We start from the raw sequence: 16703 nt of genomic DNA, 5'->3' as shown, positions 1-16703 counted from the left end.
ATATAGGAATGATGTTTTGTTGAAAATTACAAGATAAATACACTTCCTATAAATTATTGCACCGAGTGTTACTAGTTTATCGTTACCAACTTTCCTGAGGGATATAAGGACGAGGCTATTGCTCAGGGTGAAGCATTAAACGTATTTAGAAATACAAGTTACAACGTTGATTGGATATTTATAAGTCGTGCTGCTGTAATTTATCCGGGAGAAAGTGAAGGGGCTTACAGAATAGCTGCTAACTAACGAATAAGTCGAGAGTAAGATATCTATAAATCTTTTCCATAAAAATATTGATACGTTTATTTCTTCTGTTACGAGTGTGGTTAATATTGCTTATAATTGGCATGGTGATTATTTAAGACAGCGTTTTGCAGAAGAAGAATTACCTGATCATGTTGCGGCTTACGGTCAATACGACTTCAGTGCTTCTTACGCAGTGAACGATATGTGGACTTTAACTTCGTCTGTTATTAATTTAACTGACGAGCATGACTACCATTATGCTGATGTGAAAGAACGTATGAACTTAGTTTCATATTCGGGGCGTCGCTTTAATGTAGGCGTTCGCGCTAAGTTTTAATTAATACTTCATCTAGTATATAAAATACGGATAACTTGTTTTGAGTTATCCGTATTTTTACCTTTAAGCTTATCGATTTGTTATACTTTTGTTTTTAATACAATAATACTCGTTTAAGTGTTTTATAGGTAAACGAGTATCTTAATAAGCTCATCATGTATGCAATGTAAAAATCTGATTAAATACTTAGATCAGTATACTGAAAAGAATGTTCTCCAGTTTGGGGGGCATTTAGTGGATTCTCTTTCACATAATGTGAACTTTGCACACGTTGTTGTTATACCTGCTTATAAAGAGTCGTCAAACTTTGTAGCACGACTTCTATCTGTTCCTCTTACGGTTCCTGTTTTATATATTATTGTTATCAACCAGCCAGATAATGATTTTGATAGTTCCCTACAAACCAATTTATCTCGTTTTATAAAAAACTCAGGTACTTCAATTTTTAAAGAAGGGGATCTCGATCTAATTGTTGCAAACGAACACACTTATTTTTTAATTGTTGATGCTTTTACTCAACCTTTGCCTGTAGAACAAGGCGTAGGTTTAGCGAGAAAAATAGGGGCAGACTATGCGTTATTTTTAATTAATGAGAATAAAGTATTGTCTGATTGGATCCATTCAACGGATGCTGATGCGCATTTACCTAATGATTACTTTGAAGCAACAAGTGCTTTATCAAAGCAAAAAAAACACAATCAAACCGTTGCTGTAAGTTATAACTTCACTCATGTTGATGAAAATATTGAATTACAGCAAGCGAATAAATTATACGAAACGGCATTAAGGTATTATGTTGCTGGCTTGAGTTATGCGGGATCTGATTATGATTTTTTTACTATAGGCAGTGTTATCGCTTTTAAAGCAAAAGAATACGCTATGGTTAGAGGCTTTCCAAAACGCAGTGCGGGTGAAGATTTCTATTTGTTAAATAAACTGGCCAAATTAGGTAAAGTTGAATTTTTAAAAGATACCGTAGTAACGATTGAAGCAAGAGTGTCTGACCGTGTTCCTTTTGGTACTGGCCCGTCTGTTGCGAATATATTGCAGTTGAAACAAGACAATAAACCTTATTGTTATTATCATCCGCAAGTATTTGATGAGTTAAAAAACTGTATCAGTCATTTTGCTATTTTGTGGGAAAGTCGATTATATTTTGACGATTGGTTAAGTGCTTTATCTAAAGAAAGCCGACAGGCCTTACAAGATATTAAATTAGCATCGTTTGTTGATAAGCAAAAAAACAATAATCAAATACAGTTTAATAAACAGTTAACTGTGTGGTTTGATGCCTTTAAAACGTTAAAATTTATTCATAGCTTACGTGAACAAAAATATACTGACATTCCATTACAGCAAGCTATTGAAACGGCTAATTTTACTTTTGATGAAGATAAATAAAAACAGATTAACAACTAAAAATATTAGGTATTAATCTGTTGTTCTGAATTTTTAGACGGTATTTTTTAAGCTGTTTTTTAATGAGTGAAGTTAAGAACTACAGGATAACATTGAGCAACCCACTTTGTTTTTTGCCCAATCAGGACGTTTACCTGCGTATTGCTCAAACTCAGGTTGTTCATCATAAGGATTTTTAAGCAGGGCATGTAACTGTTTGATTTCGCTAAAGTCACCATTTTCTGCTTTATCTATCGCTTGTTGAGATAAGTAATTTCTTAACACAAACTTAGGGTTTACCTGGTTCATTTTTATTGCACGTGTTGTGTTATCGTAATTTTCGGCAGCAAATCTTTCTTGGTATTGGTTCATCCATAGTGCAAGCTTTTCTATATAAGCATCTGTTACTTGGTTTATATCGTAATAACAGGGTGTGAAGTGCTTTATTAATTTGTCTTTTGTTAGTGTGTTGATATTGGCATCTTTAAAATTGTAAGAAGCGAGTAAGCGATAGAAAATAGTCATATCTGTTTCTATTTCGCTTAATAAAGCTTCTAAATTTTTACATAAGGTTATGTCTGTTTCTTTAGTTTGTTGTTCAGGTTGAGGTAACGTTGACGTTAATCCTAATTTTTGCATCATCATTTCATACCACTTCTTTGCATACATGGCGCTGTAGCTTTCTACTTTAGTTTGTAGTTCTTCAGTACTCCCTACAAGTGGAATAATAGCATTCGCTAATTGGCATAAATTCCATAAACTTACATCGGCTTGCGCGCCAAAACGGTAGCGTCTGTTTTGGCTGTCGGTTGTATTGGGGGTCCAACTTAAGTCGAAGTTATCTATCCATCCGTATGGACCAAAATCTATGGTTTCTCCAATAAGTGACATGTTGTCGGTATTCATTACGCCATGAACAAAGCCAACTCTCATCCAGTGCACAACCAAGTCACAGGTTGTGTCACAAATTTGATCAAACCAAGCGAGGTAAACGTCTTTGTCGATAACGGGCTCTTTACCTTGCTCTATGTTTTGCGCAAGCAAAGTAGGGAAGTCGTGCGTAATACTGTAATTAACTAATTGCGTTAATAACTCAAGGTCGCGTCGCATTGCAGGTAACTGAATTGAACCAAATCTCATAAACGATGGCGATACTCTGCAAACTACAGCGCCGAGTTCAGGCTTAGCATTTCCGTCGTACATAATGTCTCTAACAACGTGTTCTCCTGTTAAACATAAACTTAATGCGCGCGTTGTTGGAATGCCAAGATGGTACATAGCTTCAGAGCATAAAAACTCTCTTACTGATGAACGTAAAACGGCAAAACCATCAGCAGTTCTTGAATAAGGGGTAGGGCCAGAACCTTTTAATTGCAGAGTTTGAGAACCATGTTTTTCGGTAATAACTTCACCTAAGTTAATCGCTCTACCATCACCTAACTGTCCAGCCCAGTTACCAAACTGAAAACCGCCATAACACATAGCATAAGGTTCCATGCCTTCGATTAATTGATTACCTGTAAAGATTTGTTCAAAGTCTTCTGAATTAATGAATTCGTTAGTAAAGTTAAACAATTCAGCGACTTCTGTTGCTACTATAATGGTTTTTGGCTGTTTTACGTTTATTGGCATTGCTTGAGAATATGCCGCATGTTCAACTTGTCGAGGATAAGTCTCTTCAATAGGATCACAAGGTAGATTATTTCGAAAGGTATTATTGAAGTTTAAATTAAGTTTTTGCACAATATCACTTTATAGCATTGCTTTTGTATTGGTAATGATAACTGATAGCTGGCTTTGCATAAAAGGATCTTTATTTATTTGTTTAGCGTTTTAGCCTATACAGTTTATGCTATAGGTTGTTGGCATCACATTTTAAGGTAATTATTTTGCTTGGATATATTCAAAAAAGTTCATTAACGCACACTTATTTTGGTCCTCAAGGTTTTCAGTTGTTTAGCTCAGAAGAAGAGCAGAGGACAGCACAAAGAAAGTTTACTGATGATCCCTCATGGAATAATGCTTGGTTTGTTGTTGGAATGGACACTGAATTAGGTGATCCTTATTTAATCAATAAAAGTAGTGATGACGCAGTTATTTATACGGGGGTTTTTAATGGCAATACTTGGGAACTAGTACCTGTAGCTGAAACTATATATGCCTTTATTGAATGTTTAACACTGCTGAGAACTGCAAGTGCGCAAACGTCTGAAGTATTTGTACCTGATGATTCAACCTTAACCGACCAAGACATTTTGAAAGATTTAAAACAGCAATTAATTGAAATATCTAAATGTGAGGTATTTTGGCAGCAATTTTTTGTTTGCTATCTAGATTGGCTAACAGAGTAATTTTCTAATAATTAGCGCTATCCCTTAGTTTCTTGTTATACATTCATTGACTTCACTCTTGAAGGATTATATTCTTTAGCAATGTAAGCGCTTTCATTTTTAGTTGGTGGCGCTATTTTTACTTTATAATGAGCCTAGGAATTATAATGAATTCAAAAGCTTTAGCCGAGCAAAAACTATCATTAAAAGAAAAACTTGGTTATGCATGTGGGGATGTCGCTAGTAACTTTTATTGGCGTGTTTTTGATGTGTTTTTATTTATATTTTATACCGATGTTTTTGGTATTCCTGCAGCAGCCGTAGGTACTATGATGTTGGTGACTCGTTTAGTGGATGCATTTTCAGATCCTTTTATGGGAGCATTAGCCGATAGAACACAAACTAAATACGGTAAGTTTAGACCTTATTTACTTTGGGGGATTTTACCTTTAGCGGCCGCAGGGGTGTTAACTTTCACCGTTCCAGACTTAGACGAAAGCGGTAAAATTGTTTGGGCTTACGCGACTTATATTTTTATGATGCTGGCATATACCTTTATTAATGTGCCATATGGCGCTTTATTGGGTGTTGTAACCGGTAATACGCAAGAGCGAACTACGCTAACAAGTTTTAGGTTTATTGGAGCATTTTCTGGTGGTAGTTTAGTTGCTTTTTTAACGCCTGAGTTGGTGAGCTATTTAGGTAATGGTGATGAAACTACCGGTTGGCAATTAACCATGGGGCTATATGGTATTTTGGCAGCTATGCTATTTTCTTTTTCTTTTTATTCAACGAAAGAACGAATAGCACCTCCAGCTAATCAAAAAACACCGGTTATACAAGATTTAAAAGACCTAACAAAAAATAAGCCGTGGATCGTATTATTTTGTCTGGCGCTGATTATTATGATGACAATTTCACTTAGAGGAAGTACAGGTACTTTTTACTTTAAGTATTTTGTTGGGCGAGAAGATTTAATTGGCAGTTTCTCTCTTGCTTATATGCTTTCGTTAGCGGTTGGTGCGGCATCTACGCCTTTATTAACTAAGTTTTTTGATAAAAAATCTCTTCTGACTTTACTTATGATGATTGTGGCCATTTTATCGGTTGGTTTTTATTTTGTGCCAAAAGATCATATTCAATTAATGTTTACTCTTCAGATACTTATTGGTTTAGCGCTCGGACCTAAATCACCTCTGGTTTTTTCAATGTACGCAGATACAGCTGATTATTCACAATGGAAAACAGGGCGAAGAGCAACGGCCATGATTTTTTCTGCTGCTGCTTTTGCACAAAAGTTAGGAGGAGCAATAGCTGGTGCCATGATAGGTTGGATTTTAGCATCTATGGGCTATATCGCCAATCAAGCCCAAACGGGTGCATCGGAACAGGGTATTGTTTTATTGATGACCTTGATCCCTGGAGTTATCGCTATTGTTGCCGTAGTTGCTATTCGTTTCTATCCCTTAACTGACGAACAACAAAAACAAATTCAACACGACTTATCAAATCAAATATCAGCAGGGAAATAATTAATGTCAGATCGTAAAACCTATTCATTTGCTCATGATGGCCAAAGCATTACTTTACATAGTCCAACCAAGTTACCTAATGCCAGTGGTTTTTTATGGAATAGCCAAATGATGATAAACATGAATTGTAGAGGTTATGCCATATCGCAATTCATGCAACCTGAACCTGCTAAATACTCGTATGCCCCTAACATGGAAGCTAAAACCTTTATGCAACCCGAGCATGCGTATTTTTCTCATCATCCCGGGCGTTTTTTTTATATTAAAGACGAAGATACAGGTGAGATTTTTTCAGCACCTTACGAACCGGTAAGAGCTTCGTTAGACACATTTGATTTTGTATTGAATAAACACAACATTAACTGGGTCATTAGAAAGCTAGATATTGAAGTGCAATTGTCTTTAAGTTTAACGGTAGATAAACCGATTGAATTATGGACGGTAGCGATTAAAAACTTAAGTGATCGAGCGCGTAATATTAGCGTATATCCGTATTTTTCTATCGGTTATATGTCGTGGCTTAATCAGTCAGCTGTGTTTGATTCATCTTTAAATGCTATTGTTGCGACTTGTGTTACGCCATATCAAAAAGTTGAAGACTATCCAAAGCTGAAAGAATTTAAAGACAAAACCTTTTTAATAGTAAACCGTAAACCTATAAGTTGGACGGCTAATCAAAAAGTATTCGAAGGTGAAGGCGGGTTACATAACCCTAGTGCTTTAGCTAATCAATACTTAGCTAAAGAAGAGGCTATATATGAAACGCCTGTTGCGGTACTTCAATATCAATTTAATTTAGCGCCTCAAATATCTGAGTCATTAAAACTTATTTTTGGTGCTGCTAAAACAAATGATGATATTGCTGCGATAAAAGAATACTTTTTTACGACTAGGCAAGAGAACCGTATAGAAGATGGCTTTACTGATGAACTAAAGCAGTATGAAAATTATGTAAATAGCGGTAAAAGTAATATCAACATAGCATCACCAGATGCTGAATTTAATCATGTAATAAATCATTGGTTACCCAGACAAGTGTTTTATCATGGTGATGTAAACCGATTATCTACAGATCCCCAAACTCGTAATTATCTGCAAGACAATATGGGCATGAGCTACATAAACGCGTCGTTAACTAAACAGTCGTTTATTACCTCGTTATCACAACAGCTATCAAGTGGTGTGATGCCTGATGGCATTTTGCTGCACCCAGATGCGGAGTTAAAATATATTAATCAGGTTCCTCATACCGATCATTGTGTGTGGTTACCTATTTGTTTGTCAGTGTACCTATCTGAAACGAATGACCAAAGTTTGTTGAGCCAACAAATACCTTTTATTGATTCAGCTAAAACTCAAAGTGTTAAACAACATATCGATTTAGCTATGGAGTCGTTAATTGCTGCTAGAGATCACCGAGGTTTAAGTTTTATTGAGCAAGGCGATTGGTGTGATCCTATGAACATGGTAGGACACAAAGGTAAAGGTGTGTCAGCATGGCTTTCTTTAGCAACCGCTTATGCATTAAATACATGGGCTGACTTATGTGAAATTTACACGAATGACCATGATGAAGTTGATTACTATAGAAAAACAGCTATCGAAATTAATGAAGCTGTTAATTTAAACCTATGGGATGGAAAATGGTATGGCAGAGGCATAACAGACGATAATGTTGTGTTTGGTATTAAAAAGGATGTGGAAGGGCGTATTTATTTAAACCCGCAATCTTGGTCTATTTTAAGTGGTGCAGCAAATAAAGATAAAATTTGCTGCATGTTAGATGAAGTAAAACAACAACTTTCAACCCCTTTTGGTGACATGATGCTAGCGCCGAGTTATACCAAAATGCGTGACGATGTAGGTCGTTTAACGCAAAAGCATCCTGGTGTTTCTGAAAATGGGGCGGTTTATAACCATGCTGCTATTTTTTATGCATATAGTTTGTATATCATCAATAAGAGTGATGAAGCTTTTAGTATCCTTAAAAAGATGATCCCATCGTTAGATGATGTAGAAAAGCGCGGCCAATTACCTAATTTTATTCCTAATTACTATCGTGGTGCTTACAAACAATTTCCAGATCAAGCTGGGCGCTCAAGCCAGCTGTTTAATACAGGTACAGTGGCATGGTTTCAACGATGTATTGTTGAGGGATTATGTGGTTTGAAAGGCGTAAAAGGGGAGTTGGTTATTCATCCTCAATTACCTAGCCATTGGAATGAAATGGAAATTACGCGTTCATATTTAGGCGCACAATTCAACGTTAAAATTGTAAGAAAAGACATAAATAAAATGCGTATTAAATTAGATGGCGAAAAGTTACCGAATAATATAATTTCAAATATCAAGCAAGGTAAGTGTTATGAGCTTAACATTAGTATTCCTTTAAAAAATAGCGATAACGGGTTATGAAGTTTATGAAAAATTCTACAAACATAAACTCATTACAGTTCATTATTGTAATGGGAGTGAGTGGCTCTGGTAAATCGAGTATTGCAGAAAAAATTGCAGATAAATTAGGGTACTTATTTGTAGAGGCTGACGATTTTCATTCAGAAGAATCAAAAAAATGGATGGCTTTAGGAAAACCTTTAACTAATGAAATGCGAGAACCTTGGGTTATTTCTGTTCAACAATACATAAAAAAACAATTAGCTAATAATGTTTCATGTGTACTCTCTTACTCAGGTTTAATCAAATCTCATCGAGATATCTTTAGGCAATTACAGATCAATATACAATTTTTGTTTTTAGATGGTTCAGAGGACCTGATTAAAGGCAGATTGAATAAAAGACAAAATCATTTTTTTAACCCCTTGTTATTACATAGTCAATTTATTGCTTTGGAGCGTCCATTATCCAATGAATTAGATATAAAAATCATTGATATATCAGGAAACTTCGAACATGTTTACGAAAAATGCATGGAAACCTTGGATTGATTAAAGTGTTTTTAATTAATTATTTAATGGTAACGCGATACGTTAAAGTTGTCGTTTTATGTATTGTTAATTAAGTTTGTACGTGAGGTTGTTTATTGTTTAAGTAGAAGTGAAAATAAAATGGAGTTGAGTAGAAAATATACAAATAGTGGGGGGTAGCCTATACTAAATTTATGTTTTTAATATCGTGAGTCATTATCATGAAAAGACATTCCATATCATTTAATGCTATTTTTCTTTCACTTTTATTGCTGTCTGGTTGTGAAAGTATCACTAATGCTTACCAACAAAATATTAAGAATCCAAACAAGCTGTATTTAGATCAAGCTTATCCTGAGGCGATTAATTTTCAAATAGAAACAGAAGAAGAGCTGTTTGCCATTGACGAAGAAATGGAGAACATGGTTAAACATGTTTTAAAGCCAGAACGTGACCATGAGAAAAGAGCTCGTCTGTTATTAGAATATATTTTTTCATCTAATCATATTGCTATGTCTTATGAGAACGACGCAAATGTAACAGCGATAGACGCTTTTCATGGTAAAAAAGCAAACTGTATGTCGTTAACTATTATGGCTTATGCTTTAGCGACAAAAGCGGGTATGAAGTTAAAGTTTCAAGATATTCAAGTACCTGAATACTGGATGAGAAAAGGAACACATCAATTATTGATGGGCCATGTAAACTTACTAATAAATAAACCTTCTTACCGCTTTGGTGATCAAGTTTGGTCAAAAGAAATTTTACAGATTGATTTTGATCCCGGCGCAGCTAAATCACATTTTGACCGAAAAATCGTCAGTAAAAAAACGATAGTCGCCATGTTTTATAATAATAAAGGTGCAGAAGCGCTTGTGCGTTCTGAATACGACTTAGCTTATGCTTATTTTAAAGCCGCAACTCAGGTTGATCCTTTATTTTATAGTGGCTGGGGTAATTTAGGTGTTTTATATAAAATGAATCATCATTACGACTTGGCAGTGAATGCTTATAAATATGCATTAAGTTTGAGCCCTGATGATTTAACTTCTTTAGAAAACCTCGCATTATTGTTTAAACGATTAGATCGCAAACACGAAGCGTTAAATATACAAAATAAGTTACATACTAAACGTTTAAATAATCCTCATTATCACGCCTTACTGTCAAATGAAGCGAATTATAATGGTGATCACTTATCAGCAATTACTCACCTAAAAAAAGCCATCAGACTAGAATCAAGATTTCATGAATTTTATTACAATTTAGCTAAACTTTATTTAAAAACTGAACAATATGATTTAGCTAAGTCTTCGATGAAAAAAGCCCTTAAATACAATAAAAATATTCATACTGAACGTGAATACAATAGAAAGTTAAATTTTTTGAATCAGGCTTCAATCAGATACTAATCTAAACAACCTGAACTCGGTTTAATAAATGCTTCTCTAGTAGTTGTTTTTCCTAACTTCTGCGTTAAATTTACTTGTAATAGAGGAGTATTGACGCGAAATTTACCTTGAATTAAGAACAACTAGCAAGTTAGAAGGCGTGGTAAGGTTATTTTTTATATTTCAACTTGTTAAATGTCTCTCAAGGCGATTTCAGGTTAAATAATATTGGAATAAGCCATTAATTTATTTGTTCCTTTTTTGTGTATTCATTTTATTGTAAAAGTCGTATCGTCTCTTTTCAATAAATTGGGTTTTATACTATAGTATTGACCTTTAAACTTAATTATTTCGATCTTTTAATTCAAAACCTAACCATTTGGTAAAGAAATGGTTATAATGCTGAATAATTATCAAGATACCAAGAGGCATGAATACCCATGGAAAAAAAATTTATCACCGCCCAAGAACTTTTAGAAGATTCTTTTAGGCTTGCCGCTAAAGTTTATGAAGATGGTTTTAGACCTCAGTTTATAGTAGGAATATGGCGTGGCGGCGCACCTATTGGTATTGCAGTGCAAGAGTATTTTGATTTTAAAAAAGTTGAAACTGATCATATTGCTGTGCGTACATCATCTTATTACGGCATCAATAAACAAAGTAAAGAAATTAAAGTTCATGGTCTTCATTACATTATTGAAAATGCAAACGCTGACGATGGATTACTTATTGTAGATGATGTGTTTGATTCTGGCCGTAGTATCGATGCTTTAATCAAACAATTAAAAAAACTTAGCCGTAACAATATGCCAACAGACGTAAGAGTGGCTTGTCCTTGGTTTAAACCTAAAAATAATAAAGTGGATATTGTTCCTGACTACTATGTACACGAGTCGGATGAATGGTTAGTTTTTCCACACGAGCTTTCTGGGTTAACTGAAGAAGAACTTCTTAACGGCAAAAGTGATTTAGCGAATATTGCACATCTTTTAAAATAAAATGCATATAATGATGATAGCTAAGGCTGTTTAGCTATCATCTATTATTCGATTGTTTATCATAAAACCTTAATCTTCTTCTTTTATCCTTTTATTCATTATTTATACTTAACAAGTAGTAATACGTCTCTCTTATGAAAAACTTATTCTTAGTTTCTATTGTTTGTGCACTTATATTTATTGGTTATTTATTTGTTACTGATTCGCACAAAACACCTATAAAACATTCGTTTACACCTACCATATTGTTGTCGATTGATGGTTTTTCAAATGATTATTTACAACGCTTCAAACCAAAAAATATATTAATGCTAGCTGAAGGTGGCGTTAAAGCTAAGTCGTTAACTCCTGTATTTCCAAGTAAAACTTTTCCTAATCATATATCTATTGTTACGGGTAATTACCCCGCAACTCATGGAGTTATTCATAACAGTTTTTATAATAGGGCGTTAGATAAAAATTATAAATTAGGTTTAGGTAAAGAGGATCCTAATTGGCTACGCAGTCCTACGTTATGGTCAATCGCAGAACAAAACGAGATTAAAACAGCTATTTATTTTTGGCCTGAATCAGAAATAAATACCACAGAATATAAACCTACTTATGTAAAACCTTATAAACATAATACGCCCAATGAACAACGTTTTAATCAAATTGTTGAATGGTTAAAAATGCCTGTAAATGAACGTCCATCTTTAGTATTAGGTTATTTTTCAACAATCGATAGCGCTGGACATGATTACGGTACGAGTTCACAGGAGCTGAAAAAAGCGATAGATGAGCTTGATTATCTATTAGGCCAATTTATTACTAATTTAAAACATAACTTGGATTATGAGGTAAATATTGTTTTAGTTTCAGATCATGGCATGACGAATATTTCGCCCAAGACAATATTATACAATCACCTGTTTGAAGGGATGGGAGATGTTCGTATTGTTGATGGACAAACTCAATTATTTATTTACCTACCTGAAGTCGATAAAACTAAAGAAGCTACATTGGTTAGCACCATAAAAAGTAGGCTAACACCTTTAGAAAAAGCATCAGTTAATGTTTACGATTTTGTTAACTATCCAAAACATTGGCATTTTAATACCCGATCATCGGTAATGCCTAACGTGGTGTTAGAAGTATTGCCACCGTACGTTTTTGGTAAACCTAGAGAAAAAGGTAATGCTACCCATGGTTATAATCCAAAATTAACCTCAGAGCTTGATGCCATTTTTATTGCTAATGGCCCTAGTTTTAAAAAAGGGTTGATTATAGAACCTTTTGAAAACATCTATGTATTTCCTATGATGCTTTCACTTTTGGGTTTAGAGCTTCCAGAAAATAATGATGCTGATAAAAATATTTTATTACCTATCTTTGAAGAGAACTCGGTTAAATTTAACTAATACATTGTTAATGTTAGTCATTTAGCTATAGAATGATATTATCTTAATTATTTTATTTTTAGATGCCATGCAAAGTACTTATATAGCTCGACAAGCAATATTTAATCGACAATCAAAAACTATTGGATATGAATTACTATTCAGAGATAGTCCTGATAATAAGTTTCCAGAAATAGATCTGGATGTCGCTACGTCAAAATTAATTATTCAAAATCACATACATGGAAGCATTCAAGCCATAAGCTTAGGAAAGCCTGCCTATATAAACTTTACTGAAAAAAGTTTAATTAACAAATACCCTTTAATGTTTGATAAAAGCTCGATTGTCATCGAACTTGTTGGGCATGACAAAGTGACGGAAAGGCTTGTTAAAATCATTAAATATTATTTTGATAAAGGCTATAAAATAGCACTAACAGAATATAACCTCAGTGATGAATGGGATGTGTTATTTCCTTATCTTTATCTACTAAAAGTTAACTTAGAAAATGTTAACCCTAAACAGTTGCCTGCCGTTGTAAAACGTTTAAGGCCTTTTAATGTAAAAATATCTGCTGAACGTGTTGAAAGTCGTTTTCAATATCTGTCGCTTATTGAAGTAGGATTTGATTACTACCAAGGTTTTTTTTATCACGAACCAGAAATTATTGAAGGTAAAGCACTAACGCCAATTAAAACTCAAATGTTAGAACTAATGAGTGAAACATTTAATTCCCCATTAGTTTATGAGCGCATAGCTGACATTATAAGCCATGATGTAAATTTGAGTGTTAGTTTACTTAAAATGGTAAACAATGTTGCTACAGGTACACGTGTTGAAATTACGTCTCTTAAACAAGCTACTGCCTATTTAGGTGAAGAAAAACTGAAGCAGTTTGTTTCAATACTTGCTCTATCTAAATTAACCACGGACAAAACAGATGAAATATCCAAACAAGCATTAATTACTGGTAAGCTAATGGCGTCTATCGCTTCTCATAGTAAGTTTGCTTCAGTACGTGATTATGCCTTTATTACAGGATTGCTAAGTTCTATTGAGGTGTTACTTGGCATGCCGATAAGCGACATCATCAAAACTATGCCGTTAGCTAAACCTATTGAAGACGCATTAATTAACCGTTCTGGTATATTAGGTGAATTATTAGATTTTACGATTCACTATATAACGGGGCAAGATAAAGATATTATTGAACAAATGCATACTTATGAGCTTAATAGTGAAACATTACATCAAGAGTTTATTGATGCTAGCTTATGGTGTCAGCAATTAGCGGGTTAATATTGTTATGAAAATGATGTATACCACTATCGGTACTAACAATATGAGTAAATCGGTTAAATTTTACGATGCTTTATTTGAATCAGTAAATATTGAAAAGTGGATACCCGATGGGAGAATTGTTGTTTACAAAGGTGATGGTTTTCTTTTTGGTATTGCAGAACCTTTTGACGAAAAACAAGCCAGCCCAGGTAATGGGGCTATGCTGGGCTTCATGATGGATTCAGTACCACAGATCGCTGAGTTTCATGATCTAGCGATTGAGTTAGGTGGTATATCAGAAGGTTTACCTGGCCCACGTTCTAAAGGTCCTGCTGCATATGTTAGAGATCTTGACGGAAATAAACTTTGCTTTTTTTGCATGGATTAGATCGCCTTTTATATTTTATATAGCATGAATATAAAGTGTGATTTCTATAACCTCTTAATTATTTTTAATATTCGAACATTCTTATTTTTTTCATTCTAGCAATCAAAAGGAATATTATTTGAAAAAAATTAAATTATCTCAAGATGAGAATCTTTCGATAAAAACTAGTTTTAGATTACTACCCCAAGAGTTTCAACAACTAGATTTATACATTTCAATCCCAGAAGAAATGGGCATTAGCGCAAGTACACTTACCGAAGAACAGTTTTTTTATAGTAGTATTTCATTCAGCAGTGCTTACTTTTCAGAAAATTTACACCTGCCTTTAGTACGCAGTCGATTTGTCAGTCAACAAAAGGGTGAACAAAGCGATTATCGTAGTAACTTAAACCTTTTTTCTTATCAATTACGTGTAGCTATAGAAACAGACATTAAACAAACGCTTAAAATTACAGACGTTGATGAGTTTTATGAAAGGGCTATTGAAGTTGCTAAGCAAACTGAGTCGCTACTTAAAAAATTAAGACGATATACACCACCAGATAAAAAGCTAAGTTCTTATTTTGAGAATATTGATAATTTTTTAAGTTGGAAAACAGAACAATCATTTTTAAGATTATTGTCTAAAAGCCCAAAATCTACAGAGCATGCAGAGCAAAAAAATAGGTTACTTGAGCTTTGTAAAAATGAATCTACTTACCGAATTGATAAAAAATATAACTCAACGGTAACGCTTGAAGATCCAAATCGAATCACCAATAAAATGCAATTATTGCAAAGGTTAGGCGAGTACGGGGTCGTGTTTTCAAAAAAAACTACTCATCTAAATGTAAATTTAAAGCGCTTAGTTCGTGGTTCAATAACCGCAGTTATCATGGCATTTGTTATGTATATTGTACTGAATGCGCGAACGGCTTTTACCGAAGTAACTATTGTATTAATTGCTTTTTTAGGCTTTATTTATGGTGTACGTGAAACCTTTAAAGATGAATTAACCAGTGCAATATGGAGAATGATTCAGAGAGGCAGGCCAAAATGGCGACATACTTTTTCTAACAGCTTAACTAAAGCAAAAGTGTCGTTTCAAACCGTATGGCTTGAATATATGAAAAATACCGATCTGCCTAAAGACGTAGATGATCTTTTTCAAAAAAGAAGACAACAAAATAAGTTAGATGCGCACCTTTTACACTTTAGATGTGATTCAAAAGTTACCGTTAAAGCTTTTTTACCTGGCTATGAAGAAATACAAAATCAAATTACTTTTAATTTAACGCCTTTTGTTCGTTATTTACGAAAAGGAGAAGGGCGTTTGTATAGTTTAGAAGGTAATAAAATATCAAGTGAGGGAGTCGAAAAACGCTATCAACTGAACATGGTATTAGTACAAGAAAGTAAGAAACAGCGTTATTTACAAAGAGTAAAAATAACAATGAATCGTTCAAAAATTATTAATATTGAAACAGTAGAATCAGAAGGGAGTCTTGCAGAAGTTGAATAAATTGTAGTGACTTATTCAATAACCATTGTGATAAATAGGCATATTATCATGTTTTATAGCTGGTAATTTACAAAAAATTAACATTATAATGTTAAAATACAGATATAATCTTTATATCACTATGAGATTTACCTATAAAATTAATCGTTAACTAGGCAGCTTCAATGAAAACATTATATAAATATATCGGTTTAGCTTTTTTATTTATCAGCTTAACAGCGTGCCAATCAGCCTATTATTCAGCAATGGAAAAAGTGGGTGTGCATAAACGCGATATTATGCTTGATCGAGTTGAAGGCGCTCAAACGGCTCAACAAGAAGCGCAAGAGCAATTTAAATCAGCACTTGACCAACTTTCAACACTTATTTCTTTTGATGGTGGCGACTTAGCTGAACAATACGAAATAACCGAGGAACAATATGAAGCTAGTAAAGCTGCCGCTGAAGAAGTTACAGGTAAAATAGAATCAATCGAAAGTGTTTCAGAAGCTCTATTTGATGAATGGCAAGATGAAATAGAACAATACAGTAGCGCGAGTTTAAAGAGACAAAGCCAAGCTAAATTAAAAAGTACTCAACGCCAATATAGTACTTTAATAAAATCTATGTATAAGGCTAAAAGTAAAATGGATCCTGTTTTAGCTACGCTGAAAGACAATACACTGTATTTAAAACATAACTTAAATGCTCGAGCTATAGGTGCATTACAAGGTGAATACAAAACACTTCAAAAAGATGTTGCAGTTCTTGTTGATGAAATGAGTAAATCAATCAGTCAATCTCAGAAATTCATCGATCTATTGCAAGACAATTAATTCCTCACATCACATTCTGTAATACTTACTGTAAAGAACGTCTATCTATACTTCTAAAAGCATTAATCAATGATTAAGGGGGCGTTCAAAATTCTGTGTCAGCTTAAATTCTTAAATATCGAGCACGCTGTCTAAACGTCCCTCAAAATAAATCGCTAACTGAGATAAACAAAGGCTCCAAT

General features: G+C 34.0%; 14 protein-coding genes. 13 read left to right on the top strand and 1 reads right to left on the bottom strand.

The window, feature by feature from the left end; genetic code table 11:
• The first annotated feature begins 322 nt into the window (after positions 1-322).
• Positions 323-583: a TonB-dependent receptor gene (locus B0X80_RS15860; protein WP_077342059.1), complete on the top strand. Its 261-nt coding sequence runs from the start codon at positions 323-325 to the stop codon at positions 581-583.
• A 234-nt stretch (positions 584-817) separates the two neighbouring features.
• On the top strand, positions 818-1984 hold the full coding sequence (locus tag B0X80_RS15855) for a glycosyltransferase family 2 protein (RefSeq protein ID WP_077342056.1): 1167 nt from the start codon (positions 818-820) through the stop codon (positions 1982-1984).
• A 90-nt stretch (positions 1985-2074) separates the two neighbouring features.
• Here B0X80_RS15855 and B0X80_RS15850 read toward each other — a convergent pair whose 3' ends face one another.
• Complete coding sequence (locus B0X80_RS15850) at positions 2075-3724, bottom strand: protein adenylyltransferase SelO (protein ID WP_077342054.1); 1650 nt, start codon at positions 3722-3724, stop codon at positions 2075-2077.
• 146 nt (positions 3725-3870) lie between these two features.
• On the opposite strand from B0X80_RS15850, the gene B0X80_RS15845 reads away from it, so the two are divergent.
• The 11 genes from B0X80_RS15845 (at position 3871) to B0X80_RS15795 (ending at position 16521) form a co-directional block, all read left to right on the top strand.
• Positions 3871-4332 (top strand): hypothetical protein, encoded by a 462-nt coding sequence (locus B0X80_RS15845; RefSeq protein ID WP_077342052.1) that lies wholly within the window; start codon positions 3871-3873, stop codon positions 4330-4332.
• 146 nt (positions 4333-4478) lie between these two features.
• Positions 4479-5843: an MFS transporter gene (locus B0X80_RS15840; protein ID WP_089024901.1), complete on the top strand. Its 1365-nt coding sequence runs from the start codon at positions 4479-4481 to the stop codon at positions 5841-5843.
• Between the two features lie 3 nt (positions 5844-5846).
• The gene (locus B0X80_RS15835; RefSeq protein WP_077342050.1) at positions 5847-8258 is read left to right on the top strand and encodes a GH36-type glycosyl hydrolase domain-containing protein; all 2412 of its coding nucleotides are present in this window, start codon (positions 5847-5849) and stop codon (positions 8256-8258) included.
• 5 nt (positions 8259-8263) lie between these two features.
• Positions 8264-8788 carry a gluconokinase gene (locus B0X80_RS15830; protein ID WP_175623964.1) on the top strand — a complete coding sequence of 175 codons (525 nt, stop codon included), beginning with the start codon at positions 8264-8266 and terminating at the stop codon, positions 8786-8788.
• Between the two features lie 200 nt (positions 8789-8988).
• The gene (locus tag B0X80_RS15825; protein WP_077342046.1) at positions 8989-10179 is read left to right on the top strand and encodes a tetratricopeptide repeat protein; all 1191 of its coding nucleotides are present in this window, start codon (positions 8989-8991) and stop codon (positions 10177-10179) included.
• Positions 10180-10598: 419 nt separating this feature from the next.
• Positions 10599-11156, top strand: coding sequence for a phosphoribosyltransferase (locus B0X80_RS15820; RefSeq protein WP_076420040.1), 558 nt, complete (start codon positions 10599-10601; stop codon positions 11154-11156).
• Between the two features lie 134 nt (positions 11157-11290).
• Complete coding sequence (locus B0X80_RS15815; RefSeq protein ID WP_077342044.1) at positions 11291-12556, top strand: alkaline phosphatase family protein; 1266 nt, start codon at positions 11291-11293, stop codon at positions 12554-12556.
• A gap of 67 nt (positions 12557-12623) precedes the next feature.
• On the top strand, positions 12624-13835 hold the full coding sequence (locus B0X80_RS15810) for an EAL and HDOD domain-containing protein (protein WP_077342042.1): 1212 nt from the start codon (positions 12624-12626) through the stop codon (positions 13833-13835).
• Positions 13836-13842: 7 nt separating this feature from the next.
• Positions 13843-14205, top strand: a complete 363-nt coding sequence (locus B0X80_RS15805; RefSeq protein WP_077342034.1) for a VOC family protein — start codon at positions 13843-13845, stop codon at positions 14203-14205.
• Between the two features lie 118 nt (positions 14206-14323).
• Positions 14324-15706, top strand: a complete 1383-nt coding sequence (locus B0X80_RS15800) for a hypothetical protein (RefSeq protein WP_077342015.1) — start codon at positions 14324-14326, stop codon at positions 15704-15706.
• 164 nt (positions 15707-15870) lie between these two features.
• Positions 15871-16521: a DUF2959 domain-containing protein gene (locus B0X80_RS15795; protein WP_076420035.1), complete on the top strand. Its 651-nt coding sequence runs from the start codon at positions 15871-15873 to the stop codon at positions 16519-16521.
• Positions 16522-16703: the final 182 nt, after the last annotated feature.

It is taken from the genome of Pseudocolwellia agarivorans, assembly GCF_002000085.1.
GTDB classification, from domain to species: Bacteria; Pseudomonadota; Gammaproteobacteria; order Enterobacterales; family Alteromonadaceae; genus Pseudocolwellia; species Pseudocolwellia agarivorans.
This window is presented reverse-complemented; position numbering and strand designations above follow the sequence as displayed.